We start from the raw sequence: 21,260 nt of genomic DNA, 5'->3' as shown, positions 1-21,260 counted from the left end.
TCTATTATAACAAATTACCGAAAAACAACGAGTCTTTTATGCACTCTAAACAAACTTTAAATATTTACCAATTTGTAACCGATATGTAATGTAATCGTTATCAGCTTTATGATAGAATGATACCAACTTTAAAAAAGAATGAGGAGATGGAAATGAACGATCATTTATATAGATGGCGAAATAGAGAAATCAGAGAGCAATTAACCGTGGTCGATGGAGAACGACTTCCAACCATCGTACTAAAAAACGCAACGTATTTAAACGTGTTTTTAAGAAAATGGCTCCTTGCAAATATTTGGATTTTTCAGGACAGAATCGTTTATGTCGGAGAAGACATGCCTGAAAATTCAAGTGACGTAGAAATTGTAGATTGTAGTGATCAGTTTGTGGTGCCAGGATATATTGAACCACACGCACATCCTTTTCAATTATATAACCCTTACCAACTAGCCATGTATGCCGGACAAACAGGAACAACAACTTTGATGAATGACAATTTACCATGGCTGTATTTAACAAACAAAAAGAAAGCGTTTTCACTAATGGAAGATTTTATGGACTATCCAGTATCCATGTATTGGTGGGCGCGTTTTGATTCACAAACGGCCTTTAAAGAAGAAGCAGATATTTTTAATGATGAAAATGTTCATGATTGGTTACAGCATCAAGCGGTTGTTCAGGGCGGGGAATTAACTGCATGGCCTCAGGTTTTAGAAGATGATGACCGAATTTTGCATTGGATTCAAGAGGCGAAACGCTTAAGAAAGCCAGTAGAAGGACACTTCCCTGGAGCATCAGAAAAAACGTTAGTGAAATTGAAGCTACTGGGCGTAAGTTCCGATCATGAAGCTTTGAGTGGAAAAGAAGTGTATAACCGTTTATCTATGGGCTACAGGGTTGGCCTTAGAAATTCATCGATTAGACCCGACTTAGGAAAACTGTTAGATGAATTACATGATTTGAATATTGAGGGCTATGATCATTTAACGATGACTACAGACGGTTCTACCCCTGCTTTTTATGAGAATGGAATTATGAATCAATGTATTCAAATTGCAATCGATCATGGCGTGCCACCTATTGAAGCTTATATGATGGCTACCTATAATGCAGCAGAGCAATTTCATTTAGAAGAACGCTTAGGTGGAATTGCACCAGGACGTGTCGCGCATTTAAATATTTTAGATGCGAAGGATAATCCGACTCCAGTGTCTGTTATCGCAAAAGGAAAATGGCTAAGACGTGATAATGAAGTCGTTTCACAGAAGGAAGAGGTTGATTGGAAGAAGTATGGATTATCAAAATTAAATCTCGACTGGGAATTAACGGAACATGATTTGCAGTTTTCTATGCCTGTTGGACTGAAAATGATCAATGATGTGATTATGCGACCATACCCAATTTCGATTGACGCCAATGTGGAAACCATCACAGGATCAGGTGATGAGTCCTTCCTTATGCTAATTGACCGGGAGGGCGAGTGGCGTGTGAATACGATCATTAAAGGATTCACCAATACACTTGGTGGTTTAGCAAGCTCTTACTCTTTAACAGGAGATATCATTCTAATCGGAAGGTGTAAATCAGATTTATTACTAGCATTCGGACGAATGAAAGAAATTGGTGGAGGCATTGTGCTCGTTCATGATGGAGAAGTTATTTTTGAATTGCCGCTTACGATTGCCGGCATGATGTACGACGGTGAAATCCCTCCGTTAATAGAAAAGGATAGAAAATTAAAAGAACTGTTAAAAGAGCATGGTTACTCTTATGAGGATCCGCCTTATAATTTACTATTTTTATCTTCTATGCATCTGCCATATGTCCGCATTACCCCACTTGGAATTATGGACGTAAAGAAAAAAGAAATATTATTTCCTGCGATTATGCGTTAATTTTGTTATAATATAGCTAGAGAATTCGACATGCGTATTAAATACGCATGTTTTCCTTTTCCGCGTTTTCACTAAGAAATCTAATCGACGTAGTGAAAATTTAAAGTTCCAAGTATAAGGAAAAAGCACAATTAGGTGCTGTAAATAGATAGAAATAGAAAAGGTGCGTGAGAATATGAGAAAGCAGTTGTTATTTTTAATCTTTTTCTTTGTAGCATTTAGCTTATTAGTTGCTTGCTCCAACGATGAAGAAACTACTTCAGAACCAGAAGAAACAGAACCTCAAACAGAGGAGGTTGAACAAGAGCCTGAACCGGAGCCAGAACCAGAACCGGCAAACGTCTATCCGTTAACTGGGGAAAAAACAGACGATGATGTTTCCAATAGGATTGTTAGTGTGATGGTCAACAATCATCCAAAAGCAAGACCACAAACAGGTCTTTCCCAAGCGGACATGGTTTTTGAAATATTGGCTGAGGGGAATATTACGCGCCTGATGGCAATGTTTCAAAGTGAACAACCTGAAAAAGTAGGTCCCGTTAGAAGTGCTAGAGAGTATTATTTTAACTTAGCAAATGATTACAATGGTATCTACGTTTATCATGGAGCAGCAAATTTCATTGAGGATATGTTAAAAAATGGAGCTGCAGATCACATAAATGGTGCATATTATGACAATGATAAAGAGTTATTTGAACGCTCAAGCACTCGTGTAGCGCCTCATAACTCCTATGTTTTATTTGATAATGTGTATCCTACTGCAGAAGAAAAAGGATATGAAATAGAATCAGACTATGAGCCTTTTACCTTTTTACAAGGAGAAGAAACAGAGGCACTTGAAGGTGAAGCAGTAACAGAATTTAGTCTCTCTTATGACGGGACCCCTGTACGTTATGTCTATCAAGAGGATAGCGAGAAATACCAACGTTTTATTGGACAAGAACAAACAATTGAATTAGATTCAGAGGAAGAAGTTTTACTAGATAATGTCTTCGTACTAGAAACAGCTCATCAGGTCATTGACGATGCTGGACGTAGAGAAATTGACTTTTCCTCTGGTGGAGATGCGATTCTTTTCCAAAAGGGAATAGCGAAGCGCGTGCAATGGGAGAATGTAGATGGTAGAATTGTGCCAACAGAAAATGGTGAACAAGTTCCGTTTGTTCCTGGTAAAACCTGGATCAATGTCATCCCTACAAGCCCTGGATTAGACGGGCTAGAAATGACTTCAGGAGCCGAGTGAAGAGAGAGGTGACTTCCATGCAGATTGATAAATTGCGAGGAGAGCAATTAGATCAATTGTTTGATGCGATTTTGTCGCTAAAGGATCGTGAAGAATGCTATCGCTTTTTTGATGATATAGCTACCATGAATGAGATTCAATCATTATCACAACGGTTACAGGTTGCGAAGATGCTTAGTGAAGGTCGCACTTATCATGCGATTGTGGAAAAATCAAGTGCATCTACCACAACCATTTCACGCGTGAAACGATGCTTGAATTATGGTAATGATGGTTACAAAATTGTGCTTGATCGTTTAAAGGAGCAGGCTGAAGAGAAATAAACAAAAGCGAGTATCTCTCATGTTAGAGGTACTCGTTGTTTTTACAGAATAGAAAGTGGAAGCACAGTTTAAGTTACATTAATGAAAAAATAAATCCGAATTTTTTGAGGTATGCTTTAAAAATCAAGGAAGGATGATACATGATGGTGCGTTTTGGAGTAATAGGTACGAATTGGATTACAGATCATTTTATAGACGGGGCTTCCCATGTAGAGGATTTCTCCCTAACTGCAGTATATTCGCGGACACAGGAAAAAGCAGATGAATTTTCCTCTAAGCATAACGGACTTGACACTTACACAGAGGTAGAGGCTTTTGCTAACGCTACAAATGTCGATGCTGTTTACATTGCAAGTCCAACCTCACTACATAAAGATTATGCGATTAGCTGTATGAAAAAAGGTAAGCATGTCATTGTCGAAAAGCCAATGGCATCCAATCAAAAAGAAGTTGCTGAAATGATTCAAGTTGCGAAGGATGAAGATGTCTTACTGATGGAAGCAATGAAAACAACGCATCTACCGAACTTTGACAGAATTCAAACCCATTTAGAAACGATTGCACCAATCCGAAGATACGTGGCAAACTTTTGTCAATATTCCTCTAGATACGATAAGTATAAAGCGGGAACAGTATTAAATGCCTTTAAGCCAGAATTCTCAAACGGTGCAACGATGGATATAGGGGTATACTGTATTTACCCGATGGTTGCTTTATTTGGAGCGCCAAACAGCGTGAAGGGCAGTGCCTATATGCTCGAATCTGGTGTGGATGGTCAAGGGGCAATGACAGCTGATTACGATGAAATGAATGGCGTAGCGATGTATTCAAAGATTACTAGCTCAAATGTCCCTTCAGAGATTCAAGGTGAGAATGGTTCACTTGTGATCGAAGCAATAAGCGACGTGGCTAAAGTTACCCTCGTCCGAAAAGATGGATCAAAGGAAGATATAACAGTCCAGCAACATGAAAATACAATGTATTACGAAGCGAAAGCATTTATCGAGTTAATTAAAAATGGAGAAAAAGAATGCCAGATTAATTCACATGCTAATTCACTAGAAACAATGAAAGTGTTAGATAAAGTTAGACAGGATATCGGTGTAACATTTCCGGCAGACAAATAATAGAAAAAGGATGCAGCTAAAACTTAATGCTGCGTCCTTTTTAAGTGATTTACGAATAAGTGGAACAAAGTCACGAATATATCAAAAAGTTTACGAAAAAATAAGGTGAACTTACGAATATAGTCGTCACATTCACGAATAAATCCTAGAAACTAACGAATATAACCTCCCATCTAAAAACCTCTCTCGTTCATTCATAAGTCCAATCATAGAAATCTCAACTTTTCTCGATTATCATTCTGAAATCTATTCATTTTTTGCTATAATGGAATAATGGATGAAGAAGTTTCACAGGGAAATCGGAATTATTGGAGGATTAAAAGTTGTATAACATGGCAGAATGGAGACATGTATTTAAATTAGATCCAGCAAAAGAAATAGATGATGAACTATTAGAAAAAATATGTGAGTCAGGAACAGACGCGATTATTGTAGGTGGAACTGATAATGTTACATTAGATGGTGTCCTACAGCTGTTAAGCAGAATCAGACGTTACACCGTTCCTTGTATTCTTGAAATTTCAACAATAGATTCTGTGACACCTGGATTCGACTATTATTTCGTGCCCATGGTACTTAATAGTCAAGAGAAAAAATGGATGATGGATGCACAACATGAAGCGGTAGTCGAGTACGGGGACATCATTGACTGGGATCAAATGCGTGCAGAGGGTTATTGCATTATGAACAAGGATGCAAAGGTATACGAGCATGCAGGTTGTAAATTGCCAACAACGGAAGAAACGATTGCCTATGCAAGAATGGCAGAGCATTTATTTCACCTCCCATTTTTTTATTTAGAATATAGTGGTGTCTACGGTGATCCTAAAATCGTTGAAGCGGTAAAACGAGAATTAAAACAGACGAAGCTTATATACGGCGGCGGTATTACACATAAAGAGCAAGCAGAAGAAATGAGTGCATTTGCCGATATCATTGTGGTCGGTAATGCTGTTTATGAAAATAGTAAAGAGGCACTGAAGACAGTTGGTGCAGTAAAAGCATTATAATTAGGGTGGTGGAAATGTGAGTCGGACGACACAAGACTTACTGAATGGACTAAATAAAAACCAGCAAGAGGCAGTCAAACACACAGATGGTCCACTGTTAATTATGGCTGGTGCAGGTAGTGGAAAGACGCGGGTACTAACACACCGTATCGCGTATTTATTAGATGAAAAAGACGTTTCTCCTTGGAATGTATTAGCGATCACCTTTACAAATAAAGCGGCAAGAGAAATGAAGGACAGGATTTCCACTCTAGTTGGAGCGTATGGTGCAAATATGTGGGTGTCTACTTTTCACTCGATGTGTGTACGTATACTTAGAAGAGATATTGATAGAATTGGCTATAGCTCTAACTTTTCGATATTAGACAGTGGTGATCAATTAACTGTCATTAAAAATATTATCAAAGAAAAAAATATCGATGCAAAAAAGTTTGAGCCACGCATGTTCCTCGGTTCGATTAGCTCTGCGAAAAATGAATTGATCACACCAGAAATGTATGCCGGGAATGTGGGGAACTTTTTCGAGCGCCAAATTTCTGAAGTGTATATGGCGTATCAAAAGCGCCTACAGAAAAATCAATCACTCGATTTTGATGACTTGATTATGCAAACCATTCATTTGTTTAAGCGCGTGCCAGAGGTGCTGGAATACTATCAACGCCGTTTTCAGTACATTCATGTGGATGAGTACCAAGATACGAACCATGCTCAATACTTTTTAGTAAAACAGTTAGCATCTAAATTTCAGAATCTCTGTGTAGTAGGGGATTCCGATCAGTCTATTTATCGCTGGCGTGGAGCTGATATTACCAATATATTATCATTTGAAAAAGATTACCCCACGGCTAGAGTTGTTATGCTTGAGCAAAATTACCGCTCAACCAAGTCAATCTTAAACGCAGCGAATAAGGTAATTGATAACAATAGCGGAAGAAAGCCAAAAAATCTTTGGACAGATAATCAGGACGGGGCAAAGCTTCATTATTTTCAAGCATCAACAGAAAGAGAAGAAGGACTATTTGTAGCAGACAAAATTAGATCGATGCAACAAGAACAGTCCTTTAACTATAAAGATGTAGCCATTCTTTACCGTACCAATGCACAATCTCGTGCGATTGAGGAAACCTTTATGAAAGCAAATATTCCTTATCAAATGGTCGGCGGTACAAAGTTCTATGATCGTAAAGAGATTAAAGACCTACTTGCCTATTTGCGTTTAATCGTAAATCCGGATGATGATATAAGCTTTGCACGTGTGGTCAATGCACCGAAACGCGGTATTGGAAAAACGACGCTTGATAAGCTCCAAGCCTATGCACTCGATCATGATATTTCCATGCAGACTGCTGTACAGGAAATAGATTTTGTTGGGGTTAGTGCGAAAGCAGCAAAAGCACTAATGGAATTTGGACAAATGATTAAAAATTGGACCCAGCAGCAGGAATTTTTAACAGCAACAGATATGGTAGAAGAAGTAATCGAAAAAACAGGCTATGAAAGAATGCTTTTAAACGAGAGAAGTATCGAAGCGGAAACGCGATTAGAGAACATTAAGGAATTTAAAACCGTTTCGAGACACTTTGAAGAAACGAGTGAAGAAGACAAAACGCTTGTTGCTTTCTTAACCGATTTAGCGCTGATTTCTGATATTGATCGTATGGATGATGATCCTAATGCGGATGATAAAGTAACAATGATGACGTTACATGCTGCAAAGGGTCTGGAGTTCCCAGTTGTATTTTTAATTGGGATGGAGGAAAATGTCTTTCCACATAGTAGATCCATGATGGACGAAGAAGAAATGCAGGAAGAAAGAAGACTTGCTTACGTGGGGATTACTCGTGCGGAGCAGGTACTGCACTTAACCCATGCGAAAATGCGAACCATCTTTGGTAAAACGAACATGAACCCTGTCAGCCGTTTTATTAATGAAATACCGCAAGAATTAGTAGAAGGTATGGAAGAAGTAAAAGAATCGATGTTTGGCGGTACGAAGGTTGCGATCACTGATGATGAGCTGCCATTTGAAGTGCCGAAAAGAAAAGCGAAGAAGGTTGTACAAGTAAATACTGGAACAGGTGGAGACAAGCTCGCTTGGACAGTTGGAGATAAAGCAAACCACAAAAAATGGGGACAAGGAACCGTTGTTAAAGTAGATGGGGATGGTGAAGGAATGGAGTTAGATATTGCTTTTCCTGCACCAGTTGGCATTAAACGTCTCTTAGCAAAATTCGCGCCCATTACAAAGGTAGAGTAAAGAAGGTGAAAATTGATGCGTGAAGAAGAAGCGAAAAAGCAAATTGCCGCACTAAGTGAAGCATTAACACAGTATAATTATGAGTATCATGTTTTAGATAAACCGACTGTTGCGGATCATGTCTATGACCAAAAGTTGAAGGAATTAAAAGACTTAGAAGCGGCACATCCAGAACTTATCACACCTGACTCTCCCACGCAGCGTGTAGGGGGCGAGCCACTTGATGCTTTTTCAAAGGTCCAACATCAAGTACCAATGCTAAGCCTGGGTAATGCCTTTAATGAAGAAGACTTGAAGGATTTCGACCGAAGAGTGCGCGAAGGCATTGGCTCTGATAGTGTTACCTATGTCTGTGAACTGAAAATAGACGGCCTTGCCGTTTCCTTGCGCTATGAAAATGGTAGCTTTGTTCAAGGTGCAACACGTGGGGACGGGACAACAGGAGAAGATATTACCAATAATTTAAAAACCGTGCGCAGCATTCCTTTGAAAATTAAAGAAACAAGCACGATTGAGGTGAGAGGTGAAGTATTTATGCCTCAGTCATCCTTTTTAAACCTAAATGAAAAAAGGGACGAAGAGGGTGAAGAAGCATTTGCTAACCCGCGAAACGCAGCAGCCGGGTCCTTGCGCCAGTTAGATCCTAAAATTGCCGCAAAAAGAAATTTAGATATCTATTTGTATGCAGTTGGTCAGTGGGAAGCGGGCAACTTAACCTCTCATAGTGAACGGTTAACATACTTAGAGGAAATAGGCTTTAAAACAAATCCAGAATGGAAAAAATGCGAAGGTATCGAGGAAGTTATTGATTACGTAGCTAGTTGGGTAGAAAAAAGATCCGAGCTTTCGTATGATATCGACGGAATAGTCGTAAAAGTCGATAGCCTAGAAGATCAAGAGCAATTAGGCTTCACAGCAAAAAGTCCACGCTGGGCCACAGCATATAAATTTCCTGCTGAAGAAGTAATCACCAAACTAACTGATATTGAGCTAAGTGTCGGAAGAACAGGTGTCGTTACTCCAACTGCTATCTTAAATCCGGTAAAAGTTGCCGGAACAACCGTACAACGAGCGTCCTTGCATAATGAGGATTTAATCAAAGAAAAGGATATTCGCATTGGAGACACTGTCGTTATTAAAAAAGCTGGCGATATTATTCCAGAAGTGATTCGGGTGATAATAGAAGAACGGACGAAAGCCCAAGTTCCATTTCATATGCCAACTGAGTGTCCTTCTTGTCAGAGTGAATTAGTTCGTTTAGAAGAAGAGGTTGCCTTAAGATGTATTAATCCCAATTGTCCTGCTCAATTAAAAGAAGGTTTAATTCATTTTGTTTCTAGAACAGCAATGAATATTGATGGATTAGGAGAAAAAGTCGTCGAACAGCTATATCATGAAGAGCTTGTTCACACAATCGCTGACCTTTATCGATTGAAAAAAGACGACCTACTTGAGCTTGAACGAATGGGTGAAAAATCGGCCGGCAATCTATTAAAAGCAATTGAAGCATCTAAGTCGAATTCTTTAGAAAAGTTATTATTCGGATTAGGAATTCGCTTTGTTGGCGCAAAAGCAGCCAAAACCTTAGCAGAGCATTTTGAAACCATGGAAAATATTCAAAAAGCTACAAAAGAAGAGTTAGAGGCAGTCGACGAAATCGGTGAAAAAATGGCAGACTCTATCGTACGATATTTTGAAGAAGAAAAAGTTATCCTTCTAATAGATGAGCTTCGTGAACTTGGCTTGAATCTAGAATATAGTGGACCTAAAAAAATAGCGATAGATGAAAATGCTGTGTTTTACAAGAAAACAGTTGTACTAACAGGTAAGCTAGAAATATACAGTCGAACAGAAGCGAAACAAAAAATTGAAGCACTTGGCGGGAAAGTAACTGGGAGTGTAAGTAAGAAAACAGATCTATTAATTGCAGGGGAAGAAGCTGGTTCAAAGCTAGATAAAGCTACAGAACTTGGCGTTGAGGTCTGGGATGAGCAGAAATTGAAAGAAGCAATAGAGAAAGAGGAGGGATAATTTGAAAAAAATAGTAGTCATACTGCTTGCGTTTGTGCTCCTTATAACTGGCTGTGCACCCTCCTTTAGTGACCAGGATGAGGCGATTGTGGATGAATCACAAGAAGAGATTGCTGAGGAAACAGCCATCATTCCAAGGTATAGTGTCTCTGATACTGAATACCGCGTCTTAATCGATAATGAACTAAGTAAAGCGCGTGGGGTAATCACGAATCAAATTGCCAATCGGATCGATATCGATGAAGTAGAGGAAGGTCTTAAACGTCATTCGAAGCAATATTACGATCCTGATCGTTTTTATTTTCAAGAGGGACAATATCTAACAGAAGATATTCTTTATAATTGGTTAGAGCGTTATGATGAGGAAGAGGAACCATTAGGTCTTAATCCTGCAATAGAAGAAGAGTATAATAAAGAACAAGAAGAAAACAACCCAAAATATCTCTCACATGTGTTAGAACAAAATTATGTCACTAAATCTGAGGATAATGTTGTAGAATTAGCTGGTATTTCATTAGCCATTGCTATGAAATCCGTTTATCGCTTTCAAACTGAAAAAAACGGGCCGGATTTTTACAAGGATATTTCTGAAAGTGAGATGCTTAGAGAGGCAAATTCAATTTCACAGAAGGTTGTTACGCGAGTAAGAGAAATCGAAGGATTAGAAGAAGTTCCGATTCTTCTATCTATCTATAGGGAAGCATCGCAAAGCTCCTTAACCCCTGGTAGTTTTGTAGCCAAAACTACGGTCGGTGCAGAAGAAAATAGTGTGGGTGATTGGGAGTCTATTGATGAAGAGTATGTTCTATTCCCATCGAATTACGCACAAGAAAATTATCCGGATACCTGGGCTAATTTAAATGATTTTGAATCGGACATCTCTACTTACTTCCCTAACTATGTCAGTGTAATCGGAAAAGGCTTTTACAAGGATGGGGAGTTAAGACGTTTAACGATTGAAATTCCTGTAGCTTTTTACGGAAAATCAGAACTTATTGGTTTTACGCAATATGTGTATGGATTAGTAGTAGAAGGCTTTCAAAATCACTATGATCTGGAAATCAATATTAAAAACGGTGACAAACAAGAAAGCTTAATCGTCCGAGAAGCTGGAGACGATGAAGGCTTTGTGCATATCTACCGATAGGGTAGATATGCCAAAACGTTACAGAATTATTCAAAAAAATGATAAAATAGACGTTATTGGTTTCTAACAGCTAGGAAGTTGACTGAATTTTTGCTAAGATCAAAGGTATGACATAAATATACGAATAATATTTTGGAGGTGAAGAAAATGGCTGAAATTTCAAAAGAACAAGTAAGACACGTTGCTCATTTAGCAAGACTAGCCATTTCAGAAGAAGAAGTAGAGAAGATGTCTGAGCAATTAGGTGCGATTATCACCTATGCGGAAGCATTAAATGAATTAGATACAGATAATGTTGAGCCAACCACACACGTTTTAGACATTAAAAATGTGATGCGTAAAGATGAATCAACGAAATGGATCAATAAAGAAGATGCAATGAAAAATGCACCAGATCAAAAAAATGGCCAATTCCGTGTGCCATCAATCTTAGAATAAGGAGGGTGAACCTTGAAAAATTTATTTGAATATTCATTAAAAGAATTACAAGAAAAGTTACATAATAAAGAAATAACGATTAGTGATCTCGTAGATGCTTCATATAACCGTATTAATGAAGTGGAAGATCAAGTAAAAGCATTCCTTACACTTGACGAAGAAAATGCCCGTAAACAAGCGAAGGAATTAGACGGAAAATTAAGTGCAGCAGAATCCCTGCTTTTTGGCATGCCTATTGGTATTAAGGACAATATCGTAACCAAAGGACTCCGTACTACCTGTGCCAGTCAATTTTTATCAAACTTCAATGATCCTCTATATGATGCAACAGTTGTCCAAAAGCTACAGGAAAAAAATACTGTAACGATTGGCAAATTGAATATGGATGAGTTTGCAATGGGTTCTTCTACGGAAAACTCAAGCTATCAAAATACACGTAACCCATGGAATCTAGACTATGTTCCTGGTGGTTCTAGTGGTGGCTCAGCAGCTGCTGTTGCAGCAGAAGAAGTATTTTTCTCTCTAGGATCTGATACCGGTGGTTCAATCCGTCAGCCAGCTGCTTATTGCGGGGTTGTAGGGTTAAAGCCGACTTATGGTTTAGTTTCCCGTTTTGGCTTAGTTGCGTTTGCGTCATCGTTAGACCAAATCGGCCCAATTACACGATCTGTTGAAGACAATGCACACTTATTACAAGCGATCGTTGGTCATGATAAAATGGATTCTACTTCAGCAAATGTAGAAATACCAGATTATAGCGAATCACTTAAAGATGGTGTTAAAGGACTTCGCATTGGAGTACCAAAAGAATATCTCGGAGAAGGTGTCTCAGAAGAGGTGAAAGCTTCTGTTAAAGAAGCACTGAAAAAGTTTGAAGAATTAGGCGCAACCTGGGAAGAAGTTTCCTTACCTCACTCCAAATACGGGATCGCTACTTATTACTTATTAGCATCATCTGAAGCATCTGCTAACTTGGCACGTTTTGATGGTGTAAGATATGGTGTTCGTGCTGAAAACTCAGATAATATGATCGATATGTTTAAAAATTCTCGTGCCCAAGGGTTCGGTGAAGAAGTAAAACGTCGTATTATGTTAGGAACATTTGCACTAAGCTCAGGTTATTACGATGCCTATTATAAAAAGGCACAAAAAGTAAGAACATTAATAAAACAGGATTTTGAAAAAGTTTTTGAAGACTATGACTTAATTGTTGGACCAACAACACCAACACCAGCATTTAAAATAGGGGAAGAAACAGATGATCCATTAACAATGTATGCGAATGACATTCTAACAATTCCAGTGAACTTAGCAGGCGTTCCTGGTATTTCTCTCCCTTGTGGCTTATCTAGTAATGGTTTACCTATAGGACTACAGATTATTGGTAAGCATTTCGATGAACCAACTATCTATAAAGCAGCATATGCTTATGAACAAGCAACCGATCATCACAAAAAACGCCCGCAACTGGGAGGTGCCAAATAATGAATTTTGAGACGATTATTGGTCTAGAAGTACACGTAGAATTAAAAACGGCATCCAAAATATTTAGTCCAAGTCCAAACGCATTTGGATCTGAACCAAATGAAAATGTAAACCCAATTGATTTAGGTTATCCAGGAGTATTGCCAGTCCTAAATGAAGATGCTGTAAACTATGCAATGAAAGCTGCAATGGCTATTAATTGTGAGATTGCAACAGATACTAAATTTGACCGTAAAAACTATTTTTACCCAGATAATCCAAAAGCATATCAAATATCTCAATTTGATAAACCAATTGGAGAACATGGTTCGATTGAAATCGAAGTTAATGGTAAGAAAAAGACTATCGGTATTACCCGTCTTCACTTAGAAGAAGATGCAGGTAAATTAACGCACAGTGACGATGGTTATTCTCTAGTAGACTACAACCGACAAGGTACACCACTAGTTGAGATTGTATCGGAACCAGATTTACGTTCACCTGAAGAAGCATATGCTTATTTAGAAAAATTGAAAAACATCATTCAATATACAGGTGTTTCCGATTGTAAAATGGAAGAAGGCTCCCTTCGTTGTGATGCCAATATTTCCATTCGCCCAATCGGCCAAGAGGAATTTGGAACAAAAACAGAACTTAAGAACTTAAACTCTTTCTCCTTTGTACAAAAAGGATTGGAATTTGAAGAAAAGCGTCAGCAGGAAGTATTATTAGCTGGAGGCGAAATTCTTCAAGAAACACGCCGTTATGACGAACAAACTAAAGAAACGATCTTAATGCGTGTGAAAGAAGGTTCAGACGATTATCGTTATTTCCCTGAGCCAGATCTCGTGCAATTATATATCGACGAAGCATGGAAAGAACGCATTCGTGCTGAAATTCCTGAGCTTCCAGATGCAAGAAGAGAACGTTATGTAAACGATCTTGATTTACCTTCTTATGATGCGATGGTTCTTACTAGCACAAAAGAAATGTCAGATTTCTTTGAAGCTACAATCGCTGCAGGTGCAGATGTAAAACAAGCATCAAACTGGTTAATGGGTGAAGTATCTGCCTACTTAAACAAACAACAACTTGAATTACATGATTTAAAAATGACTCCAGAGGGCTTAGCGAGAATGATCGAGCTAATCGCAGATGGCACAATTTCTTCTAAAATGGCGAAAAAAGTATTTGCTGAATTAGTAGAAAATGGAGGAAATCCTGATAAGATTGTGAAGGAAAAAGGCTTAGTCCAAATTTCTGATGAAGGGCAATTAACAGAAATTATCACGGCTATCCTTGATAAAAATCAACAATCTATCGAAGACTTCAAAAATGGTAAGGATAAAGCACTTGGTTTTTTAGTTGGACAAGTAATGAAAGAAACAAAAGGGCAAGCTAATCCGCCAATGGTAAATAAGATTTTATTAGCTGAAATGGATAAGCGATAAAAAGGATAGATTGCTTCAAGTGAAAGGGGCTGTTCAAAATTGGACAGTCCCTATTCCTTTTAATATTTGCAAAAAGAAATAAATGGATTATGATTAGAATTAGGATTAGTAAAATAGAAGGAGGGTAAAAAATGAAACGAGCACGACTCATTTATAACCCGACATCTGGACGTGAAGCATTTAAACAAAAGCTCCCAGATGTATTGCAAAAACTCGAACAAGCAGGATATGAAACCTCTGTACATGCTACTACCTGTACAGGAAATGCCACAGAAGCTGCTCTTCTTGCTGTAGCAAGAGAATTTGATTTAGTGATCGCGGCTGGCGGCGACGGAACGATCAATGAAGTAATTAAAGGAATAGCTGAGCAAGAATATCGACCAAAATTAGGAATTATCCCAGTAGGGACTACCAATGATTTTGCAAGAGCCCTATGCTTACCTAAAAATATATTAAAAGCAGTCGATGTTATCATAGAAGGTGAATATCGCCCCTTAGATATTGGAAAAGTAAATGGTCATTACTTTATGAATATTGCAGGTGGAGGGAAATTAACCGAGCTTACCTATGAAGTTCCAAGTAAGTTAAAGACTATGTTAGGTCAGCTTGCATATTACTTAAAAGGAATAGAAATGCTGCCGTCAATCAGACCTACCAATGTTCAAATCGAGTACGATGGAAAATGGTTTGAGGATGAAATCATGTTATTTTTAGTGTCTAATACCAATTCTGTCGGAGGATTTGAGAAATTAGCACCAGATGCAAAGATGGATGACGGTTATTTTGATTTACTTATCTTAAGGAAAACAAATTTAGCAGAATTTGTTCGAATTGCCTCGCTGGCTTTACGTGGTGCCCATTTAGAGGATCCACATATATTTTATGCAAAAGCAAACCGGATCAAAATTCATACCGATGATAAAATGCAATTAAATATTGACGGGGAATATGGCGGATTACTGCCTGGTGAATTTATCAATCTATATCGACATATAACCTTTTGTGTTTCCGAAGAATTTTGTAAAAAACAAGATAAGGTTGTATAACTTTACTATGCACTCATCTCAGCATGAGGCATAGTTTTTATTTTTCCTCGAAAAACTTTCCTTATTCGCTAAAATAGAATTATTTCCCGGGAAATGCGCAAGAAATTTCTTCGATTTCCCATTTCTCACGCTATATGATAAAATTTGGACAGCAAATGACAAGAAGGACGTTGATATTATGGCAAAACAATCGCCACCTGTAAAAAAGAATCAAACAATCGAGCTAACATTTGAAGATATTACCCATGATGGAGCTGGATTAGGGAAAATAAATGGGTATCCTTTGTTCGTTCCCTACGCATTACCTGGTGAGAAAGCAAAAGTGAAAGTTATAAAAGTGAAGAAAAATTTTGGTTTTGGTCGATTAATAAAGGTGACGGAATCGATTGAAGAGCGGGTGGAGCCACCTTGTAATGTTTTTTATAAATGTGGTGGCTGTCAGCTACAGCATATGAGCTATGAAATGCAATTAACAATGAAACAAAAACAAGTGGACGATGCATTAAAACGAATCGGTCACCTAGAAAATGTTCCTGTTCACAATACGATTGGAATGGAAGATCCTTGGCGTTATCGTAATAAAGTTCAAATTCCAGTTGGAACAAAAAATAATGAACTGATTACAGGGTTCTATCGTCCAAGAAGTCACGATATTATTGATGATATGGAAACATGTATTATTACGGATGAAGTAAGCGATCGTATGGTTGAAGCAGTTAGAAGAATTGCTAATCGTCTTGGAATCTCTTCCTATGATGAAGAGAAGAATCGTGGCATATTAAGACATATTATGGTCCGTACTGGACAGGAAACAAAGCAAACAATGATCGTTATTGTAACTAGAAAAGAAGAAGTGCCAGAATTAGAAGCGCTTGTTAATGAACTAAAAGAAACCTATCCACAATTGACATCGATTGTGCAAAACATTAATCCTGATAAAACAAATGTAATTTTAGGTAAGAAGACAAAGGTGCTTTGGGGAGAAACGTATATATACGATGAAATAGCTGGCATAAAATTTGCTATTTCCGCAAAATCCTTTTACCAAGTAAACCCAACTCAAACCAAGAAGCTTTATGATAAAGCACTAGAATATGCAGACCTTAATGGGTCAGAAACTGTAGTGGACGCTTATTGCGGAATTGGAACGATTTCTCTTTTCTTAGCTCAAAAAGCTAAAAAAGTGTACGGTGTCGAAATCGTACCTGAAGCCATTTCTGATGCAAAAGAAAATGCAAAGCTTAATCATATAACAAATGCTGAGTTTTTTGTCGGAGAGGCAGAGAAAGTTATGCCATGGTGGACAAGCCAAGGATTAAAACCTGATGTTGTAGTGGTAGATCCCCCAAGAAAAGGCTGTGATCAAGGATTACTTGATGCAATTATCGAAATGAAGCCAGAAAAAGTGGTATATGTATCTTGTAACCCATCAACCCTTGCCCGAGATCTTCGAATTCTTGAAGATGGTGGATTCCAAACAAAAGAAGTACAACCTGTTGATATGTTTCCACAGACGACACATGTGGAGTGTTGTGCGCAGATAGTATTGAAGAAATAAATCACTTGAAAACAAATTAAATCGGTACTGAACGGTTGGTACGCCCTCTTTGTCAACATCTGTTCGCTGTACAAAGTGGTGTAGGAGTTCTGAAGTAACTTCATTAATTGGTTTAAGCTTGATTAAGATATTACGAATGGCGTTAAGCTCGTTAGAAAAATTATTTGGGTGAACTGAAGCATTCAGTTCACTCTTTTCAATTTCTAGAGCTATTTGGTCATTTTTAACGGCATTCATCATGTCATGGTAATCGTCCAATGAAATAATATTATCGGCAAGTAAATCAATATACTTTCTTTTTTTAGATTTTATTGCAGCTATTTTTTCTTCCAGCTTAATTAAGGCACTTTGAGAATATTCTATTTGAGTTATATCGTTTTGCTTTAACTTTAAAACAATTTCAGGTTCTTTAATAAATATTGAAAATGATTGAATATTCTCTAAAATAACCTTCTTAATAGCTGTTTCTTTAATAGCGTGGTGGGAACAAGCTAAATTCCCGTTCTTAGCATAGTTACCACAAATGTACCCTTTTCGGTTTTGACGATACCACATACTCTTACCACAATCGATACAATACAAGTAATTCGTAAAAAGATGATACTTTTGCGATGTATTTGTTTTCTTGCGTTTATTAATCATATACTGTACCGTATCGAACTGTTCATTGGATATGAGTGGTGGATGTGCATTAGGAACAATAATATATTTTGAATGTGGTAGCTGCTTTCTCAGCTCTGATGTAACACTTATAGAAGTTTCGCGATGTTGTACAAGAATACCCGTATAATGTGGGTTACTTAATATATTTTTAATGGTACTCCCGTGCCAATATTTCGAAGCATTTCTTTTTTGAGCAACAGTTGCTGGTGTTGGAATTCCCTTCTTGGATAAACGCCTGGCTATTGCATCAAACCCTGTACCACCTACATACCAATTGAAGATATCTTTTATTACATTTACAGTATCATTCTCTGCAATCACTAATCTTTTGTTGATAACTTGATATCCATATGGTGCATGTGAACCTAAGTATTCACCTTTTCGAGCTTTAGAATTAAGAGAAGCTTTAATTCGTTCTGACGTTCTTTGAGATTCTTGGTCGTAAACCCACGCATATAGTCCAGACATGTGAATATTTCCGACAGTCGTGTTTATTGCATTGTCGAATGTTATGATGTGAACATTATTTTGTTCTGCCATTTCTTTTATTTCATAAGATAGTTGACCATTCCTTGCCAATCGTGATAATTCCTTGGATAAGATAATGTCGAACTTCTTATCCTTCGCGTCTTCAATCATCTCTTTGAAACTAGCACGTTTATTAGCTTTTGTACCACTTTGCACATCAATATAGAATTTGTGTAGTTCCCACCCCTTTTCTGCGATAATATTGTAAAAGTATCGTTCTTGATTAATTAATGATGTTTCTTGTTCCTTTTTATCAGTTGAAACTCTGATATATACTGCACATTTCATGCATCTCAACTCCTTTGTTTGTTGAGATGTAGTAGTGTTTACCCTTCATTATTATGGTCGAATGAGTAATTAGTTACATGAGTAATTAGTTATTCGACCATAACTATATTCAAGCTTCGTTTTTATGTTGCATTAGGTATATTAAACTGTATGTTTATATTGAACAAGTGTTTTCGAATAAAGTCATCAACTATAAGTAGGTGATGTCTTTGAGAACAACTGATATCCTTAAAGCCATTCAAAAACTCTGGTCCAGCGGAAAATCATGGAATAAAAGAAAAGATAATAGACGTTATATAAAATATTATATATATGTGATAAAACTAAAGTAGTTATTATTCAACTAACGCAAGTAAAATAGTTGAACAGAGTATTAAATTTTTTCACTAGAAAATGACCTAAAGAAGTTGCATACATAGGAGGTTTAAAATGAAAAAAATATTTATTTTAGCAGCAATAATTATGGCAGTCATCTTAATAATGGTGTTTTATAGGAGTGGTAAGCCAATAGATGTGGTTAGCGAAGTTAGAGAAGGTATAGCGAAAAATATAGAAGTAATTGATAATGTGGAAACGGAAAATGGTGTTATGATTTACTCAATTGGGGAATCGAATACTGAAAAAAACTACATGTACTCTGTTGACTTAGTGAAAAAATCCCTTACTGGATATAAGTGGTTGGGCGGTGGAGGACACGTTAATCAAGATGTTCCAATAACTAATGAATTCATTTTTTCGTTGCAGTTACTAAATGAGGAACAGAATGTCAATCCTACATTATTTGGTGTCCTTAAAGACCTAAGCATCGAGAACGTTAATGTTAGCACGCATAGCGAATTAATTGATGCAAATTTTTATGAAGCAAGAGATGGTGAAATGTTTTATGTAATCCCGTTTAGCAGTGATGTAGCTAGTTCTGATTATTTCCAAATTACTATAACTTTTGAAAACAACTCAAGCATCACTCATATTATTTCTAATGATGATGAAATCTCTAGGTTACAAGAGGGAAAAGCTTTTTATCTTAGTAAAAAAGACTTTAAATAATTTGTTTTAAAAATAAATGTATTGCGACTAACGAGATGTTATTTGTAGAATGCAAAAATAAACCGCAAAGAGCTTGGAGGTTATCCAAGCTCTTTTTTCTTTCACTTAAAATAAATTATATCTTCCATTTCAACAGGAAAGATAGTGCAAGAAATTTCTGAACCTAAGAATAAGTATGGCTATCCTTGTCCTGATTGGGAATCAAAACATATTGTTCGGTTTGAGAAATGGATGAAGAAGTGAAGAAACAGCGGTAACGCTTTAAAGCTTGTGAAATGACTTAATTTGAACCTGACCTTGCCAACAAGGAATTATATGAAATTCGTCACGTTAATCATTGGATGTGATTTATTAAATGTATGAAAGAAGGTTATTCACTCCGTAAATCAGCGGAGTTGATAGGCTACGTTATTCTCGTCGCCTTATTAATTACAGGTACAAGCTCCTAGCGTTGTTAAAATAAATGAAAATATCAAATTTTCAAGGTATCGTTGAAGCGGATGAGAACTATTTATTGTACTTTTAGAAAGGAAAAGGTTAAGAATACAAACCCTCTGAACCGAGGTGGTTCTGCAAAGAAGCGTGTTATAAGCAAGGGGCAACTTGTCTATAAGTTGCAATAGACCGTGACAAAAATACATTCTCGCAGAAGTAAGGAATGGGTAGATTGATAGAAGAGCTATTAAACATAGCTATTGGGTAAAAAATTCAAACCAATATGTGTTATCTATCGATGCTTGGCATGCCGTTAAAACTTCTGCTTCTGAAAATGACCAATTCATGTCTGATGATATGCTCGTACAAATGGAATTTACCACTTAAAGAACATCAATAATCTCCACCGCAGGTTAAAAAGGATGGATAAAACGGTTAAGCGGCGTTGTGACCAAATATTTGAACAATTACCTTCCTTGGTTTCAATTATTAGAAAGCATTCAACACCTAAGAAATGACTTTATTATAAAAGGAAATTTGATACCAAATAAAGAAAATAATGATACACTTAGGTCATCTAAGTTCACGAAATAATCATATTTCTTATTCAACTAACGAAGCAGTTTAGTTGAACAATATTATGAAATGTTATTAAAAAAATGAAAGTAGAGAAGGAGAAAGAAGATGAATTTGGAGCTGCAAACAGAAAGACTTACACTTACTCCTTGCACCGATGGAGCATTATTAACTTATTCCACAAATGGATACAAACTTGGACTTCATATTGGAATGTATCTTGAGGAATTAAAGAAAGATGCATCTGCTTTAGGGTGGGGTGTTTGGCTGGTTATTGACAAACAAACTAATAATATAATTGGGGATATAGGGTTTAAAGGTAAGCCTGATAATGAAAAATCAGTTGAAGTTGGTTATGGTATTACATCTACAGAACAAAATAAGGGTTATGCAACAGAAGCCTTAAAATCCATCATTGGGTGGGGCATTTAACACTGATTCGGTAAATAAAATTACGACTGAATGTCTTGTGGATAATACCCCTTCAGTTAAAGTGTTAGAGAAACTAAACATGACAAAAATAAAAAACGATAACCATATGCTTTATTGGCAGTTGATTAAATGATTGGACTACGATATTGCACTTTAACTATAGGAGTGCGATTCTTCAATAAGAGAAGTCACTTTTTCACTAACGCAGCAGGTTAGTTTAACAAGCATTAGAGGAGGGGATAAATATGAGCCTAAAAAAAGTGCTGTTTCCTATAATAGTTTTGGCTATCGTTATTTCTGT

The 21,260-nt window shown here is 37.1% G+C and carries 15 protein-coding genes and 2 pseudogenes; 16 read left to right on the top strand and 1 reads right to left on the bottom strand.

The window, feature by feature from the left end; translation table 11 throughout:
- The first annotated feature begins 152 nt into the window (after window positions 1-152).
- The 13 genes from DFR57_RS12065 to rlmD all read left to right on the top strand — a co-directional run bounded on the left by DFR57_RS12065 (window position 153) and on the right by rlmD (window position 16,990).
- The gene (locus tag DFR57_RS12065; RefSeq protein WP_114353465.1) at window positions 153-1,895 is read left to right on the top strand and encodes an adenine deaminase C-terminal domain-containing protein; all 1,743 of its coding nucleotides are present in this window, start codon (window positions 153-155) and stop codon (window positions 1,893-1,895) included.
- Between the two features lie 175 nt (window positions 1,896-2,070).
- Entirely contained in the window at window positions 2,071-3,138 is a 1,068-nt protein-coding gene (locus DFR57_RS12060) for a DUF3048 domain-containing protein (protein ID WP_114353464.1), read from the top strand.
- Window positions 3,139-3,155: 17 nt separating this feature from the next.
- Window positions 3,156-3,461 carry a YerC/YecD family TrpR-related protein gene (locus DFR57_RS12055; RefSeq protein ID WP_114353463.1) on the top strand — a complete coding sequence of 102 codons (306 nt, stop codon included), beginning with the start codon at window positions 3,156-3,158 and terminating at the stop codon, window positions 3,459-3,461.
- Between the two features lie 143 nt (window positions 3,462-3,604).
- Complete coding sequence (locus DFR57_RS12050; protein ID WP_114353562.1) at window positions 3,605-4,588, top strand: Gfo/Idh/MocA family protein; 984 nt, start codon at window positions 3,605-3,607, stop codon at window positions 4,586-4,588.
- 332 nt (window positions 4,589-4,920) lie between these two features.
- Window positions 4,921-5,598, top strand: coding sequence for a heptaprenylglyceryl phosphate synthase (pcrB, locus tag DFR57_RS12045; RefSeq protein WP_425450970.1), 678 nt, complete (start codon window positions 4,921-4,923; stop codon window positions 5,596-5,598).
- Between the two features lie 16 nt (window positions 5,599-5,614).
- Window positions 5,615-7,855 (top strand): DNA helicase PcrA, encoded by a 2,241-nt coding sequence (gene pcrA / locus DFR57_RS12040; protein ID WP_114353461.1) that lies wholly within the window; start codon window positions 5,615-5,617, stop codon window positions 7,853-7,855.
- A gap of 15 nt (window positions 7,856-7,870) precedes the next feature.
- Window positions 7,871-9,886: an NAD-dependent DNA ligase LigA gene (gene ligA / locus DFR57_RS12035; protein WP_114353460.1), complete on the top strand. Its 2,016-nt coding sequence runs from the start codon at window positions 7,871-7,873 to the stop codon at window positions 9,884-9,886.
- Window position 9,887: 1 nt separating this feature from the next.
- Window positions 9,888-11,033: a CamS family sex pheromone protein gene (locus tag DFR57_RS12030; protein ID WP_114353459.1), complete on the top strand. Its 1,146-nt coding sequence runs from the start codon at window positions 9,888-9,890 to the stop codon at window positions 11,031-11,033.
- 147 nt (window positions 11,034-11,180) lie between these two features.
- Window positions 11,181-11,471, top strand: coding sequence for an Asp-tRNA(Asn)/Glu-tRNA(Gln) amidotransferase subunit GatC (gatC, locus tag DFR57_RS12025; protein WP_114353458.1), 291 nt, complete (start codon window positions 11,181-11,183; stop codon window positions 11,469-11,471).
- Between the two features lie 12 nt (window positions 11,472-11,483).
- Entirely contained in the window at window positions 11,484-12,956 is a 1,473-nt protein-coding gene (gene gatA, locus DFR57_RS12020; protein ID WP_114353457.1) for an Asp-tRNA(Asn)/Glu-tRNA(Gln) amidotransferase subunit GatA, read from the top strand.
- Window positions 12,956-14,386 carry an Asp-tRNA(Asn)/Glu-tRNA(Gln) amidotransferase subunit GatB gene (gene gatB, locus DFR57_RS12015; RefSeq protein ID WP_114353456.1) on the top strand — a complete coding sequence of 477 codons (1,431 nt, stop codon included), beginning with the start codon at window positions 12,956-12,958 and terminating at the stop codon, window positions 14,384-14,386. Before gatA ends, gatB begins: the two co-directional genes overlap by 1 nt.
- 131 nt (window positions 14,387-14,517) lie before the next feature.
- Window positions 14,518-15,432: a diacylglycerol kinase gene (locus tag DFR57_RS12010; RefSeq protein ID WP_114353455.1), complete on the top strand. Its 915-nt coding sequence runs from the start codon at window positions 14,518-14,520 to the stop codon at window positions 15,430-15,432.
- A 178-nt stretch (window positions 15,433-15,610) separates the two neighbouring features.
- On the top strand, window positions 15,611-16,990 hold the full coding sequence (gene rlmD / locus DFR57_RS12005) for a 23S rRNA (uracil(1939)-C(5))-methyltransferase RlmD (RefSeq protein ID WP_114353454.1): 1,380 nt from the start codon (window positions 15,611-15,613) through the stop codon (window positions 16,988-16,990).
- 441 nt (window positions 16,991-17,431) lie between these two features.
- Here the strand turns inward: rlmD and DFR57_RS12000 are convergent.
- Window positions 17,432-18,469: pseudogene (locus tag DFR57_RS12000) on the bottom strand (recombinase family protein); the annotation flags it as partial.
- A gap of 429 nt (window positions 18,470-18,898) precedes the next feature.
- Between DFR57_RS12000 and DFR57_RS11995 the strand changes: the two are divergent.
- From DFR57_RS11995 to DFR57_RS11990, 3 genes and pseudogenes are all read left to right on the top strand, one after another.
- Window positions 18,899-19,516, top strand: a complete 618-nt coding sequence (locus DFR57_RS11995; protein ID WP_114353453.1) for a hypothetical protein — start codon at window positions 18,899-18,901, stop codon at window positions 19,514-19,516.
- A 114-nt stretch (window positions 19,517-19,630) separates the two neighbouring features.
- A pseudogene (locus DFR57_RS18480) lies at window positions 19,631-20,545 on the top strand (IS1595 family transposase); the annotation flags it as partial.
- A gap of 90 nt (window positions 20,546-20,635) precedes the next feature.
- The gene (locus DFR57_RS11990) at window positions 20,636-20,959 is read left to right on the top strand and encodes a GNAT family N-acetyltransferase (protein ID WP_245937460.1); all 324 of its coding nucleotides are present in this window, start codon (window positions 20,636-20,638) and stop codon (window positions 20,957-20,959) included.
- The last annotated feature ends 301 nt before the right edge of the window (window positions 20,960-21,260 follow it).

This window comes from Saliterribacillus persicus (assembly GCF_003337485.1).
GTDB lineage: Bacteria > Bacillota > Bacilli > Bacillales > Amphibacillaceae > Saliterribacillus > Saliterribacillus persicus.
This window is presented reverse-complemented; position numbering and strand designations above follow the sequence as displayed.